Origin of the sequence: uncultured Microbacterium sp. (genome assembly GCF_945952435.1) — a bacterium.
In the GTDB taxonomy this organism is placed as follows: domain Bacteria; phylum Actinomycetota; class Actinomycetes; order Actinomycetales; family Microbacteriaceae; genus Microbacterium.
The window spans coordinates 39,297-58,744 of sequence record NZ_CAMFHZ010000016.1 but is presented as its reverse complement, the minus strand read 5'-3'; the positions used below and the strand labels follow the sequence as shown (position 1 = coordinate 58,744).

At 70.4% G+C, this 19,448-nt stretch carries 18 protein-coding genes; 6 read left to right on the top strand and 12 right to left on the bottom strand.

Annotated elements, in window-relative coordinates:
• Window positions 1–26: 26 nt before the first annotated feature.
• The 3 genes from Q0P88_RS09940 to Q0P88_RS09930 are packed head-to-tail and all read left to right on the top strand — an operon-like array spanning window position 27 to window position 3,552.
• Window positions 27–695 (top strand): TetR/AcrR family transcriptional regulator, encoded by a 669-nt coding sequence (locus tag Q0P88_RS09940; RefSeq protein ID WP_295013644.1) that lies wholly within the window; start codon window positions 27–29, stop codon window positions 693–695.
• Window positions 692–1,660 (top strand): hypothetical protein, encoded by a 969-nt coding sequence (locus Q0P88_RS09935; protein WP_295013642.1) that lies wholly within the window; start codon window positions 692–694, stop codon window positions 1,658–1,660. Before Q0P88_RS09940 ends, Q0P88_RS09935 begins: the two co-directional genes overlap by 4 nt.
• Window positions 1,657–3,552, top strand: a complete 1,896-nt coding sequence (locus Q0P88_RS09930; RefSeq protein ID WP_295013640.1) for a YhgE/Pip family protein — start codon at window positions 1,657–1,659, stop codon at window positions 3,550–3,552. The genes Q0P88_RS09935 and Q0P88_RS09930 overlap by 4 nt, the downstream gene beginning before the upstream one ends.
• A 125-nt stretch (window positions 3,553–3,677) precedes the next feature.
• Here the strand turns inward: Q0P88_RS09930 and Q0P88_RS09925 are convergent, their stop codons facing one another.
• From Q0P88_RS09925 to Q0P88_RS09890, 8 genes are all read right to left on the bottom strand, one after another.
• Entirely contained in the window at window positions 3,678–4,490 is an 813-nt protein-coding gene (locus Q0P88_RS09925; RefSeq protein ID WP_295013638.1) for a DUF2510 domain-containing protein, read from the bottom strand.
• A gap of 132 nt (window positions 4,491–4,622) precedes the next feature.
• The gene (mnhG, locus tag Q0P88_RS09920) at window positions 4,623–5,012 is read right to left on the bottom strand and encodes a monovalent cation/H(+) antiporter subunit G (protein WP_295013636.1); all 390 of its coding nucleotides are present in this window, start codon (window positions 5,010–5,012) and stop codon (window positions 4,623–4,625) included.
• The gene (locus tag Q0P88_RS09915) at window positions 5,009–5,278 is read right to left on the bottom strand and encodes a monovalent cation/H+ antiporter complex subunit F (RefSeq protein ID WP_295013632.1); all 270 of its coding nucleotides are present in this window, start codon (window positions 5,276–5,278) and stop codon (window positions 5,009–5,011) included. The genes mnhG and Q0P88_RS09915 overlap by 4 nt, the downstream gene beginning before the upstream one ends.
• Window positions 5,275–6,009: a Na+/H+ antiporter subunit E gene (locus tag Q0P88_RS09910; RefSeq protein WP_295013630.1), complete on the bottom strand. Its 735-nt coding sequence runs from the start codon at window positions 6,007–6,009 to the stop codon at window positions 5,275–5,277. Before Q0P88_RS09910 ends, Q0P88_RS09915 begins: the two co-directional genes overlap by 4 nt.
• Complete coding sequence (locus Q0P88_RS09905) at window positions 6,006–7,568, bottom strand: Na+/H+ antiporter subunit D (protein WP_295013628.1); 1,563 nt, start codon at window positions 7,566–7,568, stop codon at window positions 6,006–6,008. Before Q0P88_RS09905 ends, Q0P88_RS09910 begins: the two co-directional genes overlap by 4 nt.
• Complete coding sequence (locus Q0P88_RS09900; RefSeq protein ID WP_295013626.1) at window positions 7,565–8,104, bottom strand: Na(+)/H(+) antiporter subunit C; 540 nt, start codon at window positions 8,102–8,104, stop codon at window positions 7,565–7,567. The genes Q0P88_RS09905 and Q0P88_RS09900 overlap by 4 nt, the downstream gene beginning before the upstream one ends.
• Window positions 8,104–11,049, bottom strand: coding sequence for a Na+/H+ antiporter subunit A (locus Q0P88_RS09895; protein WP_295013624.1), 2,946 nt, complete (start codon window positions 11,047–11,049; stop codon window positions 8,104–8,106). The genes Q0P88_RS09900 and Q0P88_RS09895 overlap by 1 nt, the downstream gene beginning before the upstream one ends.
• 58 nt (window positions 11,050–11,107) lie before the next feature.
• Window positions 11,108–12,193, bottom strand: a complete 1,086-nt coding sequence (locus Q0P88_RS09890; RefSeq protein ID WP_295013622.1) for a LacI family DNA-binding transcriptional regulator — start codon at window positions 12,191–12,193, stop codon at window positions 11,108–11,110.
• A gap of 78 nt (window positions 12,194–12,271) precedes the next feature.
• On the opposite strand from Q0P88_RS09890, the gene Q0P88_RS09885 reads away from it, so the two are divergent.
• The 3 genes from Q0P88_RS09885 (at window position 12,272) to Q0P88_RS09875 (ending at window position 14,984) form a co-directional block, all read left to right on the top strand.
• Window positions 12,272–13,498 (top strand): MFS transporter, encoded by a 1,227-nt coding sequence (locus tag Q0P88_RS09885; protein ID WP_295013621.1) that lies wholly within the window; start codon window positions 12,272–12,274, stop codon window positions 13,496–13,498.
• A 56-nt stretch (window positions 13,499–13,554) separates the two neighbouring features.
• The gene (gene nucS / locus Q0P88_RS09880) at window positions 13,555–14,250 is read left to right on the top strand and encodes an endonuclease NucS (RefSeq protein ID WP_295013619.1); all 696 of its coding nucleotides are present in this window, start codon (window positions 13,555–13,557) and stop codon (window positions 14,248–14,250) included.
• Window positions 14,251–14,312: 62 nt separating this feature from the next.
• Window positions 14,313–14,984 carry an HAD hydrolase-like protein gene (locus Q0P88_RS09875; RefSeq protein ID WP_295013617.1) on the top strand — a complete coding sequence of 224 codons (672 nt, stop codon included), beginning with the start codon at window positions 14,313–14,315 and terminating at the stop codon, window positions 14,982–14,984.
• Window positions 14,985–15,088: 104 nt separating this feature from the next.
• On the opposite strand, the gene Q0P88_RS09870 is transcribed toward Q0P88_RS09875, so the two are convergent.
• The 4 genes from Q0P88_RS09870 to Q0P88_RS09855 form a co-directional block, all read right to left on the bottom strand.
• Window positions 15,089–15,292: a cold-shock protein gene (locus tag Q0P88_RS09870; RefSeq protein WP_045250254.1), complete on the bottom strand. Its 204-nt coding sequence runs from the start codon at window positions 15,290–15,292 to the stop codon at window positions 15,089–15,091.
• Window positions 15,293–15,856: 564 nt separating this feature from the next.
• A complete protein-coding gene (locus tag Q0P88_RS09865) occupies window positions 15,857–16,474 on the bottom strand; it encodes a TetR/AcrR family transcriptional regulator (RefSeq protein ID WP_295013614.1) in 618 nt (205 codons plus the stop codon).
• 52 nt (window positions 16,475–16,526) lie between these two features.
• Entirely contained in the window at window positions 16,527–18,602 is a 2,076-nt protein-coding gene (locus Q0P88_RS09860; protein ID WP_295013612.1) for an MDR family MFS transporter, read from the bottom strand.
• A gap of 195 nt (window positions 18,603–18,797) precedes the next feature.
• Window positions 18,798–19,412 carry a TetR/AcrR family transcriptional regulator gene (locus Q0P88_RS09855; protein ID WP_295013610.1) on the bottom strand — a complete coding sequence of 205 codons (615 nt, stop codon included), beginning with the start codon at window positions 19,410–19,412 and terminating at the stop codon, window positions 18,798–18,800.
• Between the last annotated feature and the right edge of the window lie 36 nt (window positions 19,413–19,448).

Below are 19,448 nucleotides of genomic sequence, written 5' to 3'. Positions count from 1 at the left end.
GTGCACAATCGGCGTACACTGGATCCGTGACCGTTCCTTCCCCCGTCCGACGGCAGCGGCGCGACGCGAGTGCGAACCGCGCCGGGATCCTCGTCGCCGCATCGCGCGCGCTCGCGACCGACCCGCACGCCTCCGTCGATCAGATCGCCCGCGCCGCGGGCCTCAGCCGTCGTGCCCTCTACGGGCACTTCGACGACCGTGCAGCCCTCGTCCGCGAGCTCATCGCAAGCGGCGCCCAGCGGTTCAACGCGATCGCGGAGGGGATTGTCGACAAGGACAGCCGCGTCGCACTCACCCGCCTCACGGCGCGCCTCTGGCACGAGGCGGCGCTGGTGCAGGTGGCCGCCGCGATCGCCCTCGACGAAGCCCATGTCGAGGAGACCGCCGCCGCACTGGCACCGCTGCGCCGGGTGCTCGCCCGCATCGTCCGCCGCGGACAGGAGTCCGGCGAGCTGCGCGGCGACATGTCCGTCGCGACGCTCAGCCGACTCATCGAGGAGAGCGCGCGCATGGTCGTCACCCGCACCGACGCCTCCTCCCCCGTCGCCGCGGGCGTCGCGGTGCGCGCCGTGCTCGGGATCGCGGGTCTCGGCTGGCGCGAGGTCGACGCCCTGCTGGTCTCCCACCCGGAGCTCGTCGCGCTGATGCCGGCAGATACGCTGGCCTCGATTCCCGCCGAGGAGGACCGCGCATGAGGATCGCACTGCACGAGGTCAGCAAGGGCAAGCACGGGCAGGTGCTCCCGACGACCTCCCTGGAGATCGAGACGGGTCATGCGCGCTTCGTGCTGGCGGAGACCGAGATGCGCCCCACCGTGCTCGGACTCATCGCCACCGGACGGATGCGGCCCGATACGGGATACGTGACGATCGACGGCGCGCGCAACCCCAGGGAGCTGCGTCGCCGTACGGCCCTGGTCGACGCCCCCGAGGTGAGCGATCCCCACCCGGGCGTCACTCTGGCCGGGGTCGTCGGCGAAGAGCTCATGTTCGCCGGCCTGCCCGCCTCGCCGATCCACGCACGACGGTGGTTGGACGACCTCGGATACGGCGATCTGGCCGGGCGCCCCATCGGCACCATCAAACCGTCGGTGCGGGTGCGGGTCATGGCGGAGCTCGCGGTGCTGCGCGACGACGTCGAGGGCTTCGTGCTCGTCTCCCCGGACCGGCACGGCGGGCGCCCCGAGGGCTGGTGGCGGATCGCGACGGAGTTCGCCGAGCGCGGCTTCGCCGTGCTCGTGATCGTGGGCGGATCCGCGGCTGCCGTCATCGAGCAGCTGCCCGAGAGCCTGCGCACCGACTACCCCTCGAACGCGACCCTCCCGGTGCGCCCCCTCGCGGACGTCACCGTCGAACTCCTCGACGCCCCGGCCCCGGCGGACGCCCCGGTCCCGGTGGATGTCCCGGCCCCGGCGGACGTCGAAGAAGCCCCGGCGGACCCCCCGTCTCCGGCAGACGTCGAAGATGCCCCGGCAGACGTCGACCAAGCCCCGGGCGCCGAACAAGCCCCGTCCGCCGAGGACACTACAACCACCAGGGACCTCGGACGCCCCCCGGCACCGCCGGAACGAGACGACACGTCCCCCGCTCCGGACGGCGACCCGGTGCAGCCGGAGAACACGGAAGACCCCGACAGCCACGAGAACGGAGCACAGCGATGAAGATCCCCGCGATGATCGCCGCCGAGTTCCGGCGCCTGACCGCGAGCCCGATGGCCGTGGTCGCCCTGATCGCACTCATGGCCGTGCCGATCCTCTACGGCGGACTCTACCTCTGGGCGAACCAGGATCCCTACGGCAAGTTCAGCGACGTCCCCGTCGCCCTCGTCGTCGACGACCAGGGGGTGACGACCGACGGCAGCACGACGAACTACGGCACCAAGGTCGCCGACAACCTGGTGCAAGGGCGGGCGTTCGACTGGAACCTGCTCGACTCGGACAAGGCCCGCACGGCGCTGAAGAACGGCGACGTGGACTTCACCGTGACGATCCCGAAGGACTTCTCCCAGGCGTTGACCTCCGCCTCCGGAACCGAGCCGCACCAGGCGCGGATCGAGCTGGAGACCAACGACGCCAACAACTACCTGGCCTCGACGATCGGATCGACCGCGGTCGAGAAGATCCGCCGCTCGGTCGCCGAGATGGTGGGCACCGAGGCCGCGAACCGCCTGCTCACCGGTCTCAGCGACATCCGGGGCAAGCTCACGGAGGCGACCGACGGCGCGAACCAGTTGCTCGCGGGCGCGAACAGCGCGGTCGACGGCAGCGGCAGGCTCGCCGACGGCACCGCGCAGCTCGCGGACGGGGCGTCGCAGCTCGCCGGCGGCACGCAGCAGATCGCCGACGGGTCCCAACAGCTCGCCGACGGCGCGGGAACCCTCGCGAGCGGCGCCCAGCAGGTGAGCGACGGAAACCGGCAGGTCGCGCAGTACGCGGACGAGGCCGGATCCCTCGTGCAGCAGGCCACCGACAGCCTCCCGCAGGTGCGCGACGACATCGCGAAGGTCCTCGCAGACCAGGGCCTCTCCCCGGCGCAGATCGACCAGGTGCTCGCCAAGCTCGACCCGCTCGGAGCGAAGCTGCGCAACGGCAACGACACCGTGCAGGGCGCCGTCGGCAAGATCGACCAGCTCGCCGACGGTGCGGCCCAGGTCGCGTCCGGCAGTGCCACGCTCGCCGACAAGTCCCAGCAGCTCGCCGACGGTGCGAAGACGGCGGCCTCCGGGGCGGCGACCCTGAGTGCGGGCGCGGCCAGCGCCCGCGACGGGGCGAAGAGCCTGCACGACGGCCTCGGCACGCTCGCGGGAGGCATCACCACGCTCCGCGACGGTCTCGCGGCCGGGGTGGCTCAGATCCCGTCGTCCACGCCCGAGCTCCGCGACCAGCAGGCGAAGACGATCGCGGACCCCGTCCAGGTGTCGAGCGACAAGGTCGCCGCGGCGAAGGACTACGGCCAGGGACTCGCACCCTTCTTCGCGGCACTGGCCGCCTGGATCGGCATCTACGCGCTGTTCCTCATCATCAAGCCGATCTCGCGCCGCGCGGTGACCGCGCTGCACTCCCCGATCCGGATCACGTTGGCCGGGTGGCTCACGCCTGCGGGCTTCGGCGCCCTGCAGATGGTCGGTCTGCTCGGCGTGCTCGCCTGGGCGCTGGGCTTCACGTTCCAGAACGGATGGGGCGCGCTCGGGATCATGGTGATGGCCTCCGCGACCTACGCGGCCATCATCCTCGCGCTCAACGTCTGGCTCGGCTCGGTCGGGCAGTTCATGGGTCTCGTGCTCATGGTGCTGCAGCTCGTCACGGCCGGGGGCACGTTCCCCTGGCAGACGCTGCCGGGACCCCTCGCCGCGCTGCACCACGTGCTGCCCATGGGCTATGTCGTCGATGCGATGCGACAGCTCATGTACGGCGGGCAGTGGTCGAGGGCGCTCGCCGACATCGGCATCCTCGCCGCGTGGCTCGTCGGTGCCCTCCTCGTCGCGATGATCGGGGTCACGCGCATGACGCACACGCGTACGCTGCGCGACCTGCAGCCGAGCCTCATCGGCTGAGCCGCCGGTCAGCGCTTCGCGGATCCCCCGGAGGCGTGGACGGATGCGGATCGCGGGTGCGGTGCCAAGGCGGCTGATCGGACCGGCGACTTCTTCGGCGCATCCGTTCCGGCGGCTGACCCCGCTCAGGAGGCCGGGGGTGTGGGCGGCTTCTTCGGGAAGAGCAGAAGGCGCGACTGAAGCCGTGCCGAGACGAGCAGGAACACGCCGACGAGCACGAAGACGAGCCCGATGGCCAGCACGCTGATGCCGAAGAAGGCGATCCCCTCACTCCTGCCGAACGCGAGCAGCAGGATCCCGGTCAGCGTGCCGACGACGCCGAGAGTGAAGAACACCGCCGCCCCGATCCACAGGATCCGCAGCGCCCGCCGGGCCAGGAACGTCGGGCGGATCCCGGATCGGGTGTGCACGTACTCGGTCCAGCGCAGACCGGTCCACCAGCGCGCACCCCGCGACGACACCGGATACCAGCCCGCGCCCGCCCCCTCCTGCTCGCCGGGAAGCGGTCGGACGAGAGGGCCGGCGAACGCCACTCCGGCGGGAGGAGCGGCGCGGCGCAGCGCCGCGGTGCGCGCCCCGATGGCCAGCCAGATCACGCCGAGCGCGAGGAAGAGGACCCCGGTCCCCGTCGAGACGGATCCGAGCGAGCTCGACATCGCGAGCTGCAGACCGCCGACGGCGAGGAACAACGGCCCGAGCACCCACGGCACGGCCGGCTGTTCGACGCTCGCACCCTCGACGCCGAACCGACCGCCGCGGATCCGGAACTCGGTCCAGTACCGTCCCTCCCACCAGCGCAGGTCGCTGCCGCCGGGAACGGCGTACCAGCCGGGGGACGATCCGACGGCGGAGCGTTCGTGCTCGGTCCAGCGCTGTCCGTCCCACCAGCGTTGCCGGCCGGAGACGCCGGCGTCGTACCAGCCCGGTTGTGCATCCATGACTTCCCCTCCGCCGCGTCGAGCCTAGCGGGAGGCGGTGGAGAACAGGGCCCGGCACGGGCACCCTCGCAACCGATGCCCGCGCCCCACCGATGAGTGCGAGCCCCGAGCTTCAGCCCCTGGTGCCAGGACTCACCCTGCGCCGGGGTGGGTGCGCTTCGAGTCGGCGTACTCGTCCACGACGAGGGAGCGTTCGTCGATGGTGCCGTTGCGGTACGCCTGACGGCCGACCATATGGGCGGACAGCGGCGCGGTCGCGAACTGCATGAGCACGACAGGAGCGACCAGGAGCAGACCCACGACGACACCGACCACCGACCGCTGCGAGAGCGCGATCGCGAGGCAGATGAGCAGTAGACCGAGCACCTGCGGCTTGGTCGCCGCGTGCAGCCGGGTCGGCACGTCGCGGAAGCGCAGCAGGCCGATCGCGGCGGTGAGGCAGAGCAGCGCACCGAGCAGGACGAGCACCCAGACGGCCACGTCGACGACGGGATCCGGGATGCGCAGATCGAAGACGTTCATGAGGGCGTGTTGTCCCTTCGTGCGACGTACCGCGCCACCGCGATCGACCCGAAGACGCCGACCGCGGCCACCACGATCAGCACGGGCAGCGTGCGGAGGTGGTGGTTGATCGCCATGTCCGCGCCGAGCACGCACATCACCTCGGTGAGCAGGACGTCGCTCGCGACGGCACGGTCGAGGATCGACGGGCCGATCGCGATCCGGATCACGGTGAGGATCGCCGCGATCCCGAACACGATCAGGACGATCAGCAGCAGCGGATTCATCGGCGCTCCTCCCCCGACCCCGAATGGCCAGACCCCGGACGGTCAGACCCGGGACGGCCAGACCCCGGGCGGGCCGCCCCCGGGCGACCCGCCTCCGGAAGCCGGATCGACCCCGTTCCCGCGTCCGCGACCACGGATCCGGCCGCGCGACCCTGTGCGCGTCGCTCCGCCGCCCTGCGATCGTCCGCACGCAGCTCCCGCACCTGCTCCGGCGAGCCGAGCGCCCGGACGATCCTCCGCTCCCACCGCAGCACGCCCTCGCGCTGCCGGTCGACGTCGGCGAGCGAGCGCACGCCGATCACGTGCAGGTAGAGCGTGCGCGTGTCGCGATCCGCCTCGACGATGAGCGATCCGGGGATGAGCGACGCCGTGACGGCCACGTGCGTCATGACCAGGTCGTCGGCGTACCGCAGATGCACGGCGATGATCGCCGCGCCCGGCTGGCGGCGGGGATCGAGCACCTGCGCTGCGACGCTGAGCGATCCGTGCACGACGGCGGCGAAGAACTGCACCACGAGCACCGCGGTCCACCACAGGTTGATCCGGCCGGAGAGCTCGATCGTGGGCAGCCGGAAGACCCGGGTCACGAACACGGCCACGGCGATCCCCGTCAGGGCCGCCAGCCAGGTGAACTGTCCCCAGAGCAGCATCCACAGCACGACGAGCCACAGCAGGAAGGGCAGCTGCACGCGGATCTCGTGCCAGAGGCTGCGCTTGGCGTGCGGGCTCATGAGGAGACCTCGTCGACGTCCAGCATGGCCAGGTGCACCGGCTGCAGGAGGTGGGATCCGATCCGCTCGCAGAGCCCGAAGATCGGCCCGGCGAACACCGTGAGGGCGAGGGTCACGGCGACCATGCCCCCGGTCGCGAAGGTCATGATCGAGGGGATCCGACGACGTTCCTGCTGCTCGTCCGCAGCCGGAGCGCTGCCGAGGTGCGCGATGCGCTCGTTCTCGAGCTCCTCCGGGGCGTCCTCCTTCTCCCGCCAGAAGGCGAGGTTCCAGGCGCGCATGAGCGCGTAGAGCGTGAGCAGCGAGGTGAGCACGCCGCCGACGATGAGCACCCAGATGAGCGGGGTGGCGACCTCGGCCCCGGCCTGGAAGAGCGCGAACTTGCCGATGAACCCGGAGAACGGGGGCAGTCCGCCCAGGTTGATCGCCGGGACGAAGTACAGGATCGCGATGAGCGGCGCCGCGCGCATGAGCCCGCGCACCCGGAGGATCGACGTGCTGCCGGCCCTGCGCTCGACGAGACCGACGGCGAGGAACAGAGTGGTCTGCACGATGATGTGGTGGACGATGTAGTAGACGGTCGCGCCGATCGCGGCCGGCGTCGCGATCGCCAGTCCGAACACCATGTAGCCGACGTGGCTGACGAGCGTGAACGACAGGATCCTCTTCAGCTCGGCCTGGGCGACGGCGCCGAGGATCCCGATCACCATCGTCGCGAGCGCGACGATCATGAGCAGCGTGTTGATGTCGTTCGAGGCGAAGATCTGCGTCTCGGTGCGGATCAGCGCATAGACGCCGACCTTGGTCAGCAAACCCGCGAAGACCGCCGTGACGGGCGCCGGCGCGGTCGGATACGAGTCGGGGAGCCAGAACGACATCGGGAACACCGCCGCCTTGATGCCGAACGCGACGACGAGCATGAGATGCAGCACGAGCTGGGTGCTCTGCGGGATCTCGTTCATCCGCTCGGCGATCTGCGCCATGTTCACGGTGCCGAGCGCCGCGTAGATGAGCGCGATCGCGACGAGGAACAGCACCGAGGAGACGAGCGAGACGACGATGTAGACCGCCCCGGTGCGGATCCGCGACTCGGTGCTGCCCAGCGTGATGAGCACGTAGGAGGCGACGAGCAGGATCTCGAAACCGACGTAGAGGTTGAAGAGGTCCCCCGCGATGAACGCGTTGAAGATCCCCGCCGCGAGGATCAGGTAGGACGGGTTGAAGATCGAGATGGGGGTGTCGTCTCCACCGTCGGCGGCACCCTGGCCGATGGAGAACAGCAGGACCGCGACGAGGACGACGCTCGAGACGAGCACGAGGAGCGCCGCGAGCCGGTCGACGTAGAGGACGATCCCGAACGGCGCGGGCCAGCCGCCGACCATGACGGCGATCGGATGGGTGCGGTCGACGACGACGAGCAGCGTCGCCGCGATGATCGAGACGAGCGCGAGAGTCACGACCGTGACGATCACCTGGACCCGGGTGTTGCGTCCGAACACGAGGGTCACGGCCGCGCCGAGCAGCGGGAGCGCGACGAGCAGGGGCACGAGCGCGTTCATCGGGCCTCCTCCCCCTCGTTCCCGGCCGGGCGTCGATCGGGTCGGTCCATGGGGGCGTCGTCGAGCATTCCTTCGGCGTCCTTCGCGTGCAGCACCCGGATCGGCGCGGTGTCGAGACCGACGAAGTCGGTCGTCGCGTCGTCGTCCTCGGTATCGGACTCGTCGTCCATGAGGTCCTCTTCGACCTCGGTGCGCCCGCGCAGCGCGATGTCGGCCTCGTCGTCCTCGACCGTGTCGGCGCGGCCCAGCTGCCAGGAGCGGTAGATGAGGGCCAGGAGGAAGGCGGAGACGGCGAAGGTGATGACGATCGCCGTGAGGGTGAGCGCCTGCGGCAGCGGATCGCTCATGCCTTCGTCGGTGCCGTAGAACGGCGCCTTGCCGGGCCGGCCCATCACGATGAGCAGGAGCAGGTTGACGGCGTTGCCGAGGAGGAGGAATCCGATCAGCACCCGGGTGAGGCTGCGTTCGAGCATCGCGTACACGCCGCAGCCGAAGAGCACCGCCATCACGACGATGAGCACGAGGGACACGTCCATCAGATGTCCACCCCCCGCGCGCGCAGCTCCTGCGTCTGGCGGTCGACCTCCGCGCCGAGGCTGCGCAGCACGTCGAGCACGAGCCCGATGACGACGAGGTAGACCCCGATGTCGAAGATGGTCGAGCTGACGAACTCGATGTGGCCGATCACGGGGATCTCGGCCTCCCAGACGGTGCTCTCCAGCGGGGCGAGGCCGAACAGCAGCGGGACCACAGCCGATCCGACGGCCAGGATCAGGCCGGCGCCGAGCAATCGTCCCGCGTCGGCCGGCGCGGCGGCACCGAGCTCCCACCGTCCCCCGGCGATGTAGCGCATGACGAGCGCCATGCCGGCGACGAGGCCGCCCGCGAAGCCTCCTCCGGGCGAGTTGTGCCCGGCGAAGAGCAGGTAGATCGAGACCACGATGATGGTGTGGAAGAGGATCCGGACGATCACCTCGAGCAGGAGCGATCGGTTCTCCGGCTTGACGTTGCCGCCGCCGACGAGCCAGGCGCGGGGAGCCGTGTCCCCCGCGGTCTGCACGCGCACGCCCTCGGTCGTCTCGACGAGCGGGCCGCGTCGGCTCCGCCGCGGCCCCTCGGGCAGGGCGCGCGTCGCCGAGAGCCGGTCGGCGCGGTGCGTGACGAACACCAGGGAGGCGACGCCGGTCGCGGCGAGGACGAGAACCGACAGTTCCCCCATCGTGTCCCAGCCGCGGAGGTCGACGAGGGCGACGTTGACGACGTTCTTCCCGTGCCCGAGCTCGTAGGCGAGGGTCGGGAAGGCCTCCGAGATGGGCGCGTCGACGCGGGAGCCCGTGGCGACGATCGCGACGAGGGCCATCATCGCCCCCGCGGCGACGCCCAGGATCGCCCGCGGTACGCGCCCCACCGAGGCGTTGTGCTCGCCCATCCGGGAGGGCAGGCGACGCAGGACCAGGGCGAACGTCACGAGGGTGACCGTCTCGACGAGGATCTGCGTGAGGGCCAGGTCCGGTGCGCCGCTGGTGCCGAACAGGATCACCATGCCCAGCCCCGTGACGGAGACGAGCACGACGCCGGTGTAGCGCTTCTGTGCGCGGATCGCCAGGATGCCCGCCGCGATCATGATCGGGGCGACGACGAGCTGTATCGGGGTGTGCCAGCCGCTGAGATGGGCGCCGGAGAAGCCGCCGGCGAGGAGGGCGGTGGCCTCGCCGGCGATCACGACGACGAAGATCGTGCCGACGTACACGGGCAGCGACCCTCGCTGGGTGAGCCCCGTCGTGACCACCGAGAGCCGGTCGACGCTGCGCATCACCAGGTAGTACGCGTCCTGCGCGGTGAACCGCAGCAGGCGCGGGCGGCGATCCCATCGCGTTCGCTGCAGCAGCCAGAACAGCAGCAGCCCGAGCGCCACGGCGCCCAGCGAGAGGAAGAGGGCGGGCGCGAACCCGTGCCAGAGCAGGAGATGCCCCGGACTGAGCTGGTCGCCGTCGTATCCGGGCGTCTTGGCGTCGTCCGCATAGCCGTAGAGCATCGCGTCGACGAGGGGCGCGATCGCGCCGACCACGATCGTTCCCGCTGAGAGCACGACCGGGGACAGGAGGAAGCCGAAGGGCGGTCGAGGCCATTCCGTCTCCGGCATGAAGGAGCCCGAGGCGTCGCGCTTCCGCCAGAACGCCCCCCAGAGGAAGCGCGCACCATATGCCGCAGTGAGAATGGATCCGAGGATCACGCCGACGAGAGCGACGAGCGCCCACGGGGATCCGCGGAGCGTCTCGTCGTAGAACGCCGCGAGGGTGGCCTCCTTCGCGACGAAACCGATCGTCGGCGGGATGCCCATCATCGAGCCGATCGAGAGGAAAGCGGCGGTCGCGAGCAGCGGCGCCTGTCGTCCGAGCCCCGAGATCTCCCGGAGATCGCGGGTGGCGAGCTGACGGTCGATGACACCCACGATGAGGAACAGCGCCGACTTGAACATCGCGTGGCTGATCACGAGCGCGAGACCCGCGAGGATGGCGTCGCTCGTGCCGTAGCCGAGCACGAGCGTGAAGAATCCGAGCTGACTCACCGTGCCGAAGGCGAGGATGCGCTTGAGGTCGGTCTCGCGCAACGCCTGCACGCCGCCGAGCAGCATCGTGAACACGCCGAGCGCGATGGTGATCGGGCGCCACGGACCGCTCAGCGCGAAGATCGGCGAGAAGCGCGCCACGAGGTAGATCCCGGCCTTCACCATCGCCGCCGCGTGCAGGTAGGCGCTGACCGGCGTCGGCGCGGCCATCGCCCCCGGCAGCCAGAAGTGGAAGGGGAAGATCGCGGACTTGCTCAGCGCCCCGACGAGCAGCAGAACCACCGCGACGTCGACGAGGGGGCCCGTGGGCGCGAGCTCCAGGATCCGCGAGATGCGGGACGTGCCGGCATCCACGGCGAGGAACACCACCCCGACGAACATCGCAAGCCCGCCGAGCGTGGTGACGAGCAGCGCCTGCAGCGCCGACCGTCGGCTCGCGCCGCGACGGTGATAGTGCCCGATGAGCAGGTAGGACAGGATGCTCGTGACCTCCCAGAACATCACGAGCAGCACGAGGTCGTCCGTGGTCACCAGCCCGTACATCGCGCCCGCGAAAGCGAGCAGCACGGCCGCGAACTGCCCGAGCCCCGACTCGGAATCGCGGAAGTACCAGCGGCAGTAGAACAGGACGAGCGCGCCCACGCCGCTCACGATCAGCGCGAGCAGCCAGCTGAGCTCGTCCATCCGGAACGAGAGCGAGAGACCGAGCTGCGGGATCCAGTCGATGGACTCCTGCGGGGTGACCCGTGGATCCTCGGCGGATTCGAGCACCTGGGGGGTCAGCAGCGCGGCGTGCACGAAGGCGGCGGTGGGCACGAGGGCCGCGACCGCGAAGGCCCGCGCACCGATCCAGTGCACGAGCGCGGGAAGCAGCAGCGCACCGAGGGCAAACACAGCGAGGAGCATCAGCATTCTGGTCTCCTCTGGCTCGTCGGTCTCAGCGACTCAGGCGGGCGGGTTCGCGACCAGTTTACCGGTGCGCGGGACCCGGTCCGGTGGTCGTGCCCTCCCGGAACGTGCAGGTGAGGCGGATCGAGGCCGCAGGCTCCCCCGCCAACAGGCGTGCTACGGCCTCCCCCGCAGCGCGTCCCTTCTCGACCGCGGGCTGCACGGCGGTCGTCAGCACATGGGCCCCGAGACCGTCCACCGAGATCCCGTCGAATCCCGCGACACTGACGTCCTCCGGCACGCGCAGACCGGCCTCCTCCGCGGCGCGGATCACGCCCGCCGCGAGGAGGTCGCTCTGGGCGAGGACCGCCGTGGGCCGGCTCTCGCCCTCGGCGAGAAGCAGCCGTCCGGCGATCAGCCCCTCGTCGATCGAGCTTCCCCCCGCCGACACCACCCGGGCGTCGGGGAAGACCGCTCTCACCGCCTCCAGACGGATCTGCGTGACCGGCGTGGTGATGGTCGCGATGCGCGCCTCGTCCGCATCGCCGCGCTCGCGCAGGGAGTCGAACGGCAGCGTCACCACAGCGACGTGCTCGTGCCCGAGTCCGTGGACGTGCCGGGCGAGCTGCCCCGCGGCTTCGCGGTTGTCGAGCTCGATCCGCAGCGCGTCCTGACCCGCATCGCCCTCGATCACGACGACCGGGAGACGGCGCGCGCGCACGTCCTCGAGGCTCCCGCGCATCCGCGGACTGCACCCGATCAGCACGGCGGCGTCGATGGGCGCGCTCGCCAGGGTCGGAGCGTCGGGCGCCGCATGCGGATCGTCCCGCAGCAGCAGGACTCCCGCACCGAGCGCGGCGAGCGCATCGGTGAGGCCGTCCATCATCGCGGTCTTCACGGGATCGAGGAACGCGGCGCGGAGATGCTCCTCGAAGGCGACGGCGACGATCCCGCTCCTCCCCCGTCGCAGCGATGCGGCGCGCGGATCCGGGCCGGTGTACCCGAGTTCGGCCGCGGCGCCGAGCACGCGCTCCTTCGTCGCCTCCGCGACCGGCGCCTTGCCGCTGAAGACCACGGAGGCCGTCGACGGCGACACCCCCGCCGCGCGTGCCACATCCGCGATGGTGGCACGCCGCCGCGGGCGGGTGGCGTCGGTGTCCGAGGTCATGTCTTGACAATAACATCGCCGGGATCTCGCGGATCGAATCGATTCGACTGTGACGGATCGCTCCGCTAGCGTTGACGTATGGACACCGAGCTCGACCGACCGACGGTCGTGCGCTGGCGCGCGGCGATCTTCGCGATCTTCCTCGCCAGCGGCCTGTCGATCGCGACCTGGGCCTCCCGCGTCCCCGCGATCAAGGAGTCCCTGGGGATCGACAAGGCGCAGATCGGCGTGATCCTGCTCGGGATGGGCATCGCCTCGATCGTCGGCATCTCGACGAGCCCCGCGGTCCTCGCCCGCACGGGCGCCCGCAAGGGGATGCTGAGGACGCTGCTGCTCGTGGCCCTCGGTGTGCTGCTGATCGGCCTCGGCGCCGACGTCCTGCACTCGCTGCCCCTCGTCCTCGTCGGCCTCGTGCTGTTCGGATTCGGGAACGGCAGCGTCGACGTCATGATGAACGTCGAGGCGACCGCGGTCGAGCAGCATCAGGGCACCACGATCCTTCCCGTGTTCCACGCCTTCTTCAGCTTCGGCACCGTCATCGGTGCGGGCCTGGGCGCCGGAGCCGCGGCGCTCGGCGTGAGCGTGGCGCTGCACGCCGGTGTCATCGCCCTGCTCATCGCGGTGATCGCGGTCGTCGGCGTCGCGAACGTGCCGAACCGAGCCGAGGCGCTGGATCCAGAGGACGCGGGGGAGAAGCCGCCCTTCCGCGCCCGCCTGCACGCGGCCCTGGAGGCCTGGCGGGAGCCCCGCACCTACGCGCTCGGCGTGGTCATGCTCGGCATGTCGTTCGCCGAGGGAGGGGCGAACGACTGGCTCGCGCTCGGCGTGGTCGAGGGCCACGGCGCGGAACCCGCGCTGGGTGCGGCAGGACTCGCCGTGTTCTCCGTCGCGATGACGGTCGTGCGGCTCTTCGGCGGCCCTCTCGTGGACCGCTTCGGACGGGTCATCGTGCTGCGCGTGCTCGCGGTCGCGGCGGCGGGCGGGATCCTGCTGTTCATCCTCGCGCCGAGCGTGCCCCTCGTCTTCGTGGGCGCGGCCCTGTGGGGGATCGGCGCCTCGCTCGGATTCCCGCTGGGCATGTCCGCCGCGGCCGACGACCCCGCCAAAGCCGCCGCACGGGTCAGCGCCGCGGCGACGATCGGCTACATCGCCTTCCTCGGCGGCCCGCCGATCCTGGGATTCATCAGCAACCACATCGGCCTGCTGAACACGCTGTTCATCCTCGTGGTGCTCGCCGCGTTCTCGGGCCTCTTCTCCGGCGCCGCTCGTCCGCTCCGGGCCGACGAGAAGGTGTCTGCGGCCTGAGGCACGCCCGCACCGGGCGTCGGAACCGACGCGTCGGCGCGGGCTAGGCTCTTCTGGTGCGTCTCGTCATCGCCCGTTGCGCCGTGGACTACACCGGCCGCCTCAACGCCCACCTGCCCCTGGCCACGCGCCTGCTCGTGCACAAGGGCGACGGCAGCCTGCTCGTGCACTCGGACGGCGGCAGCTACAAGCCGCTGAACTGGATGAGCCCGCCGTGCCGCCTCGAGTCCGAGGAGCCGGGGGAGGAGGAGGCGTCGGCCGGCGTCACCGCCGTCTGGCGCGTCACGCATCAGAAGACGGGCGATGCGCTCCGCGTGCAGATCTACGAGATCCTGCACGACTCCGCGCACGAGCTCGGCGTCGATCCCGGGCTGCAGAAGGACGGCGTCGAAGCGGATCTGCAGCGGCTGCTGGCCGAGCAGGTCGATCGGATCGCCGAGGGTGCGACCCTCGTGCGCCGCGAGTATCCGACCGCGATCGGCCCGGTCGACCTCATGGTGCGCGACGGCGCGGGCGCCGCGATCGCGGTGGAGGTCAAGCGCCGCGGCGACATCGACGGCGTCGAACAGCTCACCCGCTACCTCGAGCTGCTCGGGCGCGACCCGCACCTCGCGCCCGTGCAGGGCGTGTTCGCGGCGCAGGAGATCAAACCGCAGGCGCGCGTGCTCGCCGAGGACCGGGGGATCCGCTGCCTCGTTCTCGACTACGAGGACATGAAGGGCATCGAGTCGGGCGCACCGCGCCTGTTCTGAACCCGGGGTCGGGTGCCGGCCGACCGCAGGGCTCGACCCGCTCCGCCCATAGGCTGGAACACATGCCCTCTCCGTACTCCTGCGTCCTCTGGGACGTCGACGGCACGATCGCCGACGCGTCCGCAGGGATCCTGCCCCGGCTCGTCGAGGTCTTCGACGCGTTCGGCCGGCCCGCCCCGACCGCGGACGAGCTGTCGTTCTGGATCGGACCGCCGATGTACGAATCCTTCCGCGAACGCGGCGGCATGAGCCCCGAGGACGCGGAACGGGCGGTGACGATGTACCGGGATCTCGCCGCTCGCGACGGCTATGCCGCGAGCGTGCGGATCTACGACGGCATCCCGGAGGTGCTGCGCGCGGTCTCGGACGCGGGGGTGCCGCAGGCCACCGCGAGTTCGAAGCCGGAGAACCAGGTGCTCGCGATCCTGGAGCACTACGGGCTCAGGGACGACTTCGTCGTGGTCGCCGGCGCCCGCCCGGACGTCCCGGGACAGCACGACAGTAAGGCGGCGGTGATCGGACGGGCTCTCGTGCGGCTCACGGAGGCCGGGGTCGACGTCTCCCGCCCGGTGCTCGTCGGCGATCGCCACCACGACGTCGACGGAGCCGCCCAGTACGGGATCCCTGTGATCTTCGTGGACTGGGGCTTCAGCGAGCCCAGCGAGGCGCGCGGCGCGGTCGCCGAGGTCGGCACCGCCGCGGAACTGCAACGGATCCTGCTCCCCGGGTCCTGACCCCCGGATCCTGACCCCCGGATCCCGACCCCGGCGCGCGATCCGCCCCGGAGACGAAGAAACTCCCCGAGGCCGAAGCCCCGGGGAGTCGAAGTCCGTGTCGCTCAGAGCGGACGGATGTTCTCGGCCTGCAGGCCCTTCGGGCCCTGCGCCACATCGAACTCGACGCGCTGGTTCTCGTCGAGAGAGCGGTAGCCGGAGGATGCAATGGCGGAGTAGTGCGCGAACACGTCAGCTCCACCGTCGTCGGGGGAGATGAAGCCGAAGCCCTTCTCCGAGTTGAACCACTTAACCGTGCCCTGAGTCATGTACTGCCTTCTTGCTTGGGCTTACGTCGGCGCAGATGCGTCGACGCTGCCAACGCTAGCCGAGAGCACGGCGCGCGCAACACCCCATGAGACACAGTGACACAAACGTTGCACGACGATCTGAGGCGTCGGATCAGTCGGCGCACCCGCGGAAGACAGGCAGAAGACAGGCAGGAGCCCGGACATGAGCGGGCCCCCACCGCGGGGGGAGCGATGGGGGCCCAAGGACGACCGGAGGGTGCGTCTGGGATCAGCATACCCCATCTCGAAGAAATTTGTCCCCCAAATGGGGGACAAATTCCGATATCCGGGCTATCATCGAACCAAGCCGCAAGGCGGGGGATGAAGAAGGGCCCCCCCGGAGGATCCATTTTGGGGATTGGATGCGCCGAGGGGGCCGAAAACGCACGAGCCGCCGGTCTGGGGAAACCTTCACGCGTTCGCTGGGGACGATCGCGACGCGGCTGTCTTCAGGTGCGCAGTACAACCTTAGGCGAGCGAGCCTGCGCTTGTCCAGGGTTTCGCTGTCGTGCCGGGCGAGTTCCGCCCGGCACGACAGAACGGTCATCGCGACGCGGCGGCCACCGAGGCTGTGGGGGACGCGGTCATCGGTGCCGTCCGCACCGCGACGAGCCCGTCCACCGCTCCGAGCAGACGCTCGGGCGCCGGCTGTTCGGGGGTCTCCTGCGTGTGCACGAGCACGTTCAGCGCCGCCAGCACGAGCGAGACCGCGCTCACCGCGGCGTCCCGATCGTCCGTGCGCCGCCCGGCGAGTTCGATGAACTGCTCGCGCACGGATCCCATCCACTGCGAGAACGCCGGGAGCAGCTCCGGTCGCCGCAGCAGCAGCTCTTTGATCCGCGCCCGGTCCATCCGCCCGTCCATCGATGCACCGACGAGATCGCACAGCGCCGGGACCAGCTCGCCCTCTGCCGCGAGGAAACGTTCGATGACCTCGTCGGCGACGCCCGATTCGGGCAGGTTCAGGGCGGCGGCGGCCTTGGACGGGAAGTAGTTGAAGAAGGTGCGCGGCGAGACGTCGACCGTCTGGCAGATCTGCTCGATCGTGGTCCTGTCGAGTCCCTGCTCCTCGACCAGGCGCAGCGCGGCCGCGTGCAGCGCCTGCCGGGTCTGCAGCTTCTTGCGCTCTCTGCGGCCCTCGCCGTTGTCGTCCTTGCTCATGGTTCCTCCTCGCGGAGGGCCGGGACGGATCCGATCCGCCCCGGCCCGTCGCTCAGGCCTTCTGCGTCCTGATCGTGCCGGTCTCGGTGACACCGGCCGCGTCGGCCTGCTCCTGCAGAGCCGAGACGCGACGCAGCGGTGGCGCCTTGAAGAACCAGCTCAGCAGGAAGGCGAGCAGCAGCACGCCGAAGCCGACCCAGTAGATCACGTCGATCGCCTGGGTGAAGCCGACCATGAACGGCTTCGTCAGCGCGGCGTCCGCCCCGTTCAGGAAAGAGGTGTCGTTGGTCGAGCTCTTCGTGCCGCTCGACGCCTGGGACGTGCCCGAGTTCAGCTTCTTCGTGATCTCCGGCACGACCTCGCCGACCCAGTGGCTGCGCTGCGCGTCGTTCGACCAGTCGACGACGACCCTGCCGTCCGATACGGACGCGTTCGCCTTGTCTGCCACGGCCTGCAGCGCCTTGGCTTCGGCGGCCGGGGTGGCCTCCGCGACCTTCTGCTGGATCACGGTCGGTGCGGCGGCGGCGGGAAGCTGCCCGGCCGCGACGGCCTGGTCCACGCCCGCGGTGACGGCATCGGTCACGGCCTTGTCGGCCGCGGCCTTCGCCTGCGCGGTGCCCTTGTCGAGACCCGCCTGGATGTTGTCCTGGATCGGTCCGACGATCGGGTTCCAGAGCTGCTTCATGACGGCCTGGTTGTTCGCCTTCCCCGCGACGGCGGGGTCGAGCGCGGCATCCAGGGCGGCGGTCAGCGTCGGCTTGTCGGCCATGCTGTGCGTGACGTTGAGCGGCAGCAGCGTGAACAGGATCGACAGCATGATCGCCGTGCCCAGGGTTCCGCCGATCTGGCGGAAGAAGGTCGCTGCGCTCGTGGCGACGCCCATGTCCGGCGCGTTGACCGCGTTCTGGCTGGCCATCGTGAGCGACTGCATGAGTTGGCCGAGCCCCAGGCCGACCACGAACATGCCGATCATCATGTACCAGACGCCGGTGGTCGAGGAGACGAAGGTGAGCAGCAGGAAGCCGAGCGCCGTGGTCAGCGTGCCCGTGCGCGGGAAGAAGCCGTACTTGCCCGTCCGGGCCGTGATCTGCCCCGCGGCCATCGAGGAGGCCATGAGTCCGACCACCATCGGCAGCATCGCGAAGCCCGACTCGGTCGGGGTGAGGCCTGCGACGATCTGCATGTAGAGCGGGATCGTCATCATCGCGCCGAACATGCCGAAGCCGACGAGCACGCCGATGATCGTCGCCCAGGAGAACGCGTTCGAGCGGAACAGGCGGATCGGGATGATCGCGTCGTTCTTCATCGCGATCTCGATGAGCACGAACGCGACGGCGCCGAGGCCTCCGACCACGTAGCAGGCGATCGCGCCGGGCGACGCCCAGCCCCACTCACGGCCCTGCTCCGCGACGAGCAGCAGCGGGACGAGGGCCACGATCACAGCGGTCGCACCCCACCAGTCGATCCGCGGGTTCTCGTGCTTGCCCACCTTCGGCAGGTGCAGGAACGCGATCACCATGGCGAGGGCGATGAGGCCGATCGGCAGGTTGATGAGGAACACCCAGCGCCACCCGTCGATCCAGAGGATCTGGTGGGCGCCGGCGAAGATCCCGCCGACGAGCGGTCCGATGAGCGAGGAGACGCCGAAGACGGCGAAGAAGTAGCCCTGGTACTTGGCGCGTTCGCGCGGCGCGAGGATGTCGGCCATGATCGCGAGCGGCAACGACATGAGCGCGCCGGCTCCGATGCCCTGGAAGGCGCGGAAGCCCGCGAGCATCAGCATCGACGTCGAGAACGTCGACAGCACGGAACCCAGGATGAACACGGTGATGCCGAAGATGAACAGCGGGCGCCGGCCAAAGATGTCGGAGAGCTTGCCGTAGATCGGGACGGAGATCGTCGACGTGATGAGGTACGCCGTGGTGACCCAGGCCTGCTGGTCGAGGCCGTGCAGGTCGTCGCCGATCGTGCGGATCGCAGTGCCGACGATGGTCTGGTCGAGCGACGACAGGAACATGCCGGCCATGAGGCCGTAGATGACGAACAGGATCTGCCGGTGCGTCATGATCGGGGCGGCGCTCTTGCGCTCGGCGCGCGTCACCCCTGGAGCGGTGGTTGCGGTGGACATGAAGGCCCTTCGGGTGGATCCGGACGTCACGCCGGTCGTCGACACCCCGTCGGCTCCCCGGCGCCGACGTTGGCGGCAAGAATGTTGCAGCCCTGCAACTTTACACGATGCGCAACCTTGCGCCAGTGCAGCTTCGCTATGAGGTTGCTGGGGAGCGGACGTCGTCCCGCAATCGGTCCCTGCGGCGCGTCGCCCTCAGGCCGCGGACTCGGCGGCGGGTGTCAGCTGGCTCGCGCGCGAACGCACGAGCATCTCCACCCCTTCGAGCAGCCGCGCAGCCCCGGGGCGCTCCCCGGCGGCGGATCCGTCGTGCACGATGAGGCTCAGCGCGGCCATGGTGAGCGCCACCGCGGCGACCGCATCCTCCTCGCTCGCGCGCTCGCGCACGAGCGAGACGTACTGCTCGCGGATGCCGCCCATCCACTGGGCGAAGGCGGGCATGAGCTCGGGCCGGCGCAGGACCAGCTCCTTCATGCGCTTGCGCTGACGGGCGTCGTCCATCGAGGAGCCGATGAGCTCGCACAGGGCCGGCACGAGATCGCCCTCCGCACGGCGGAACGCCTCCGCACCCTCGGGCGGCATAGCGGTGTCGGGAAGATCGAGCGCGGCCGCGGCCTTCGACGGGAAGTAGTTGAAGAACGTGCGCGGCGACACGTCGACGGCCTGGCAGATCTGCTCGACGGTCGTGTGGTCGAGGCCCTGTGCCTCGACCAGCTCGAGCGCGGCCTCGTGCAGCGCCTGCCGAGTCTGCTGCTTCTTGCGCTCCCGGCGTCCGCACGTCTCGGGGTGCACGTTCTCGATGCTGGTCATCTCACTCTCCTCGCCGGAGAGCCGGGGCGGCGCGTG

Bases quoted from the DNA above. Each gene is read 5' to 3' on its own strand.
- Q0P88_RS09930 (WP_295013640.1), top strand. From the start codon at position 1,657: ATGAAGATCCCCGCGATGATCGCCGCCGAGTTCCGGCGCCTGACCGCG.
- Q0P88_RS09875 (WP_295013617.1), top strand. From the start codon at position 14,313: ATGCCCTCTCCGTACTCCTGCGTCCTCTGGGACGTCGACGGCACGATC.
- Q0P88_RS09890 (WP_295013622.1), bottom strand. From the start codon at position 12,193: ATGACCTCGGACACCGACGCCACCCGCCCGCGGCGGCGTGCCACCATC.
- Q0P88_RS09860 (WP_295013612.1), bottom strand. From the start codon at position 18,602: ATGTCCACCGCAACCACCGCTCCAGGGGTGACGCGCGCCGAGCGCAAG.
- Q0P88_RS09900 (WP_295013626.1), bottom strand. From the start codon at position 8,104: ATGGACGTGTCCCTCGTGCTCATCGTCGTGATGGCGGTGCTCTTCGGC.
- Q0P88_RS09935 (WP_295013642.1), top strand. From the start codon at position 692: ATGAGGATCGCACTGCACGAGGTCAGCAAGGGCAAGCACGGGCAGGTG.
- mnhG (WP_295013636.1), bottom strand. From the start codon at position 5,012: ATGAACGTCTTCGATCTGCGCATCCCGGATCCCGTCGTCGACGTGGCC.
- Q0P88_RS09865 (WP_295013614.1), bottom strand. From the start codon at position 16,474: ATGAGCAAGGACGACAACGGCGAGGGCCGCAGAGAGCGCAAGAAGCTG.
- Q0P88_RS09915 (WP_295013632.1), bottom strand. From the start codon at position 5,278: ATGAATCCGCTGCTGCTGATCGTCCTGATCGTGTTCGGGATCGCGGCG.
- Q0P88_RS09910 (WP_295013630.1), bottom strand. From the start codon at position 6,009: ATGAGCCCGCACGCCAAGCGCAGCCTCTGGCACGAGATCCGCGTGCAG.
- Q0P88_RS09895 (WP_295013624.1), bottom strand. From the start codon at position 11,049: ATGCTGATGCTCCTCGCTGTGTTTGCCCTCGGTGCGCTGCTGCTTCCC.
- Q0P88_RS09885 (WP_295013621.1), top strand. From the start codon at position 12,272: ATGGACACCGAGCTCGACCGACCGACGGTCGTGCGCTGGCGCGCGGCG.
- Q0P88_RS09925 (WP_295013638.1), bottom strand. From the start codon at position 4,490: ATGGATGCACAACCGGGCTGGTACGACGCCGGCGTCTCCGGCCGGCAA.
- Q0P88_RS09855 (WP_295013610.1), bottom strand. From the start codon at position 19,412: ATGACCAGCATCGAGAACGTGCACCCCGAGACGTGCGGACGCCGGGAG.
- Q0P88_RS09870 (WP_045250254.1), bottom strand. From the start codon at position 15,292: ATGACTCAGGGCACGGTTAAGTGGTTCAACTCGGAGAAGGGCTTCGGC.
- Q0P88_RS09905 (WP_295013628.1), bottom strand. From the start codon at position 7,568: ATGAACGCGCTCGTGCCCCTGCTCGTCGCGCTCCCGCTGCTCGGCGCG.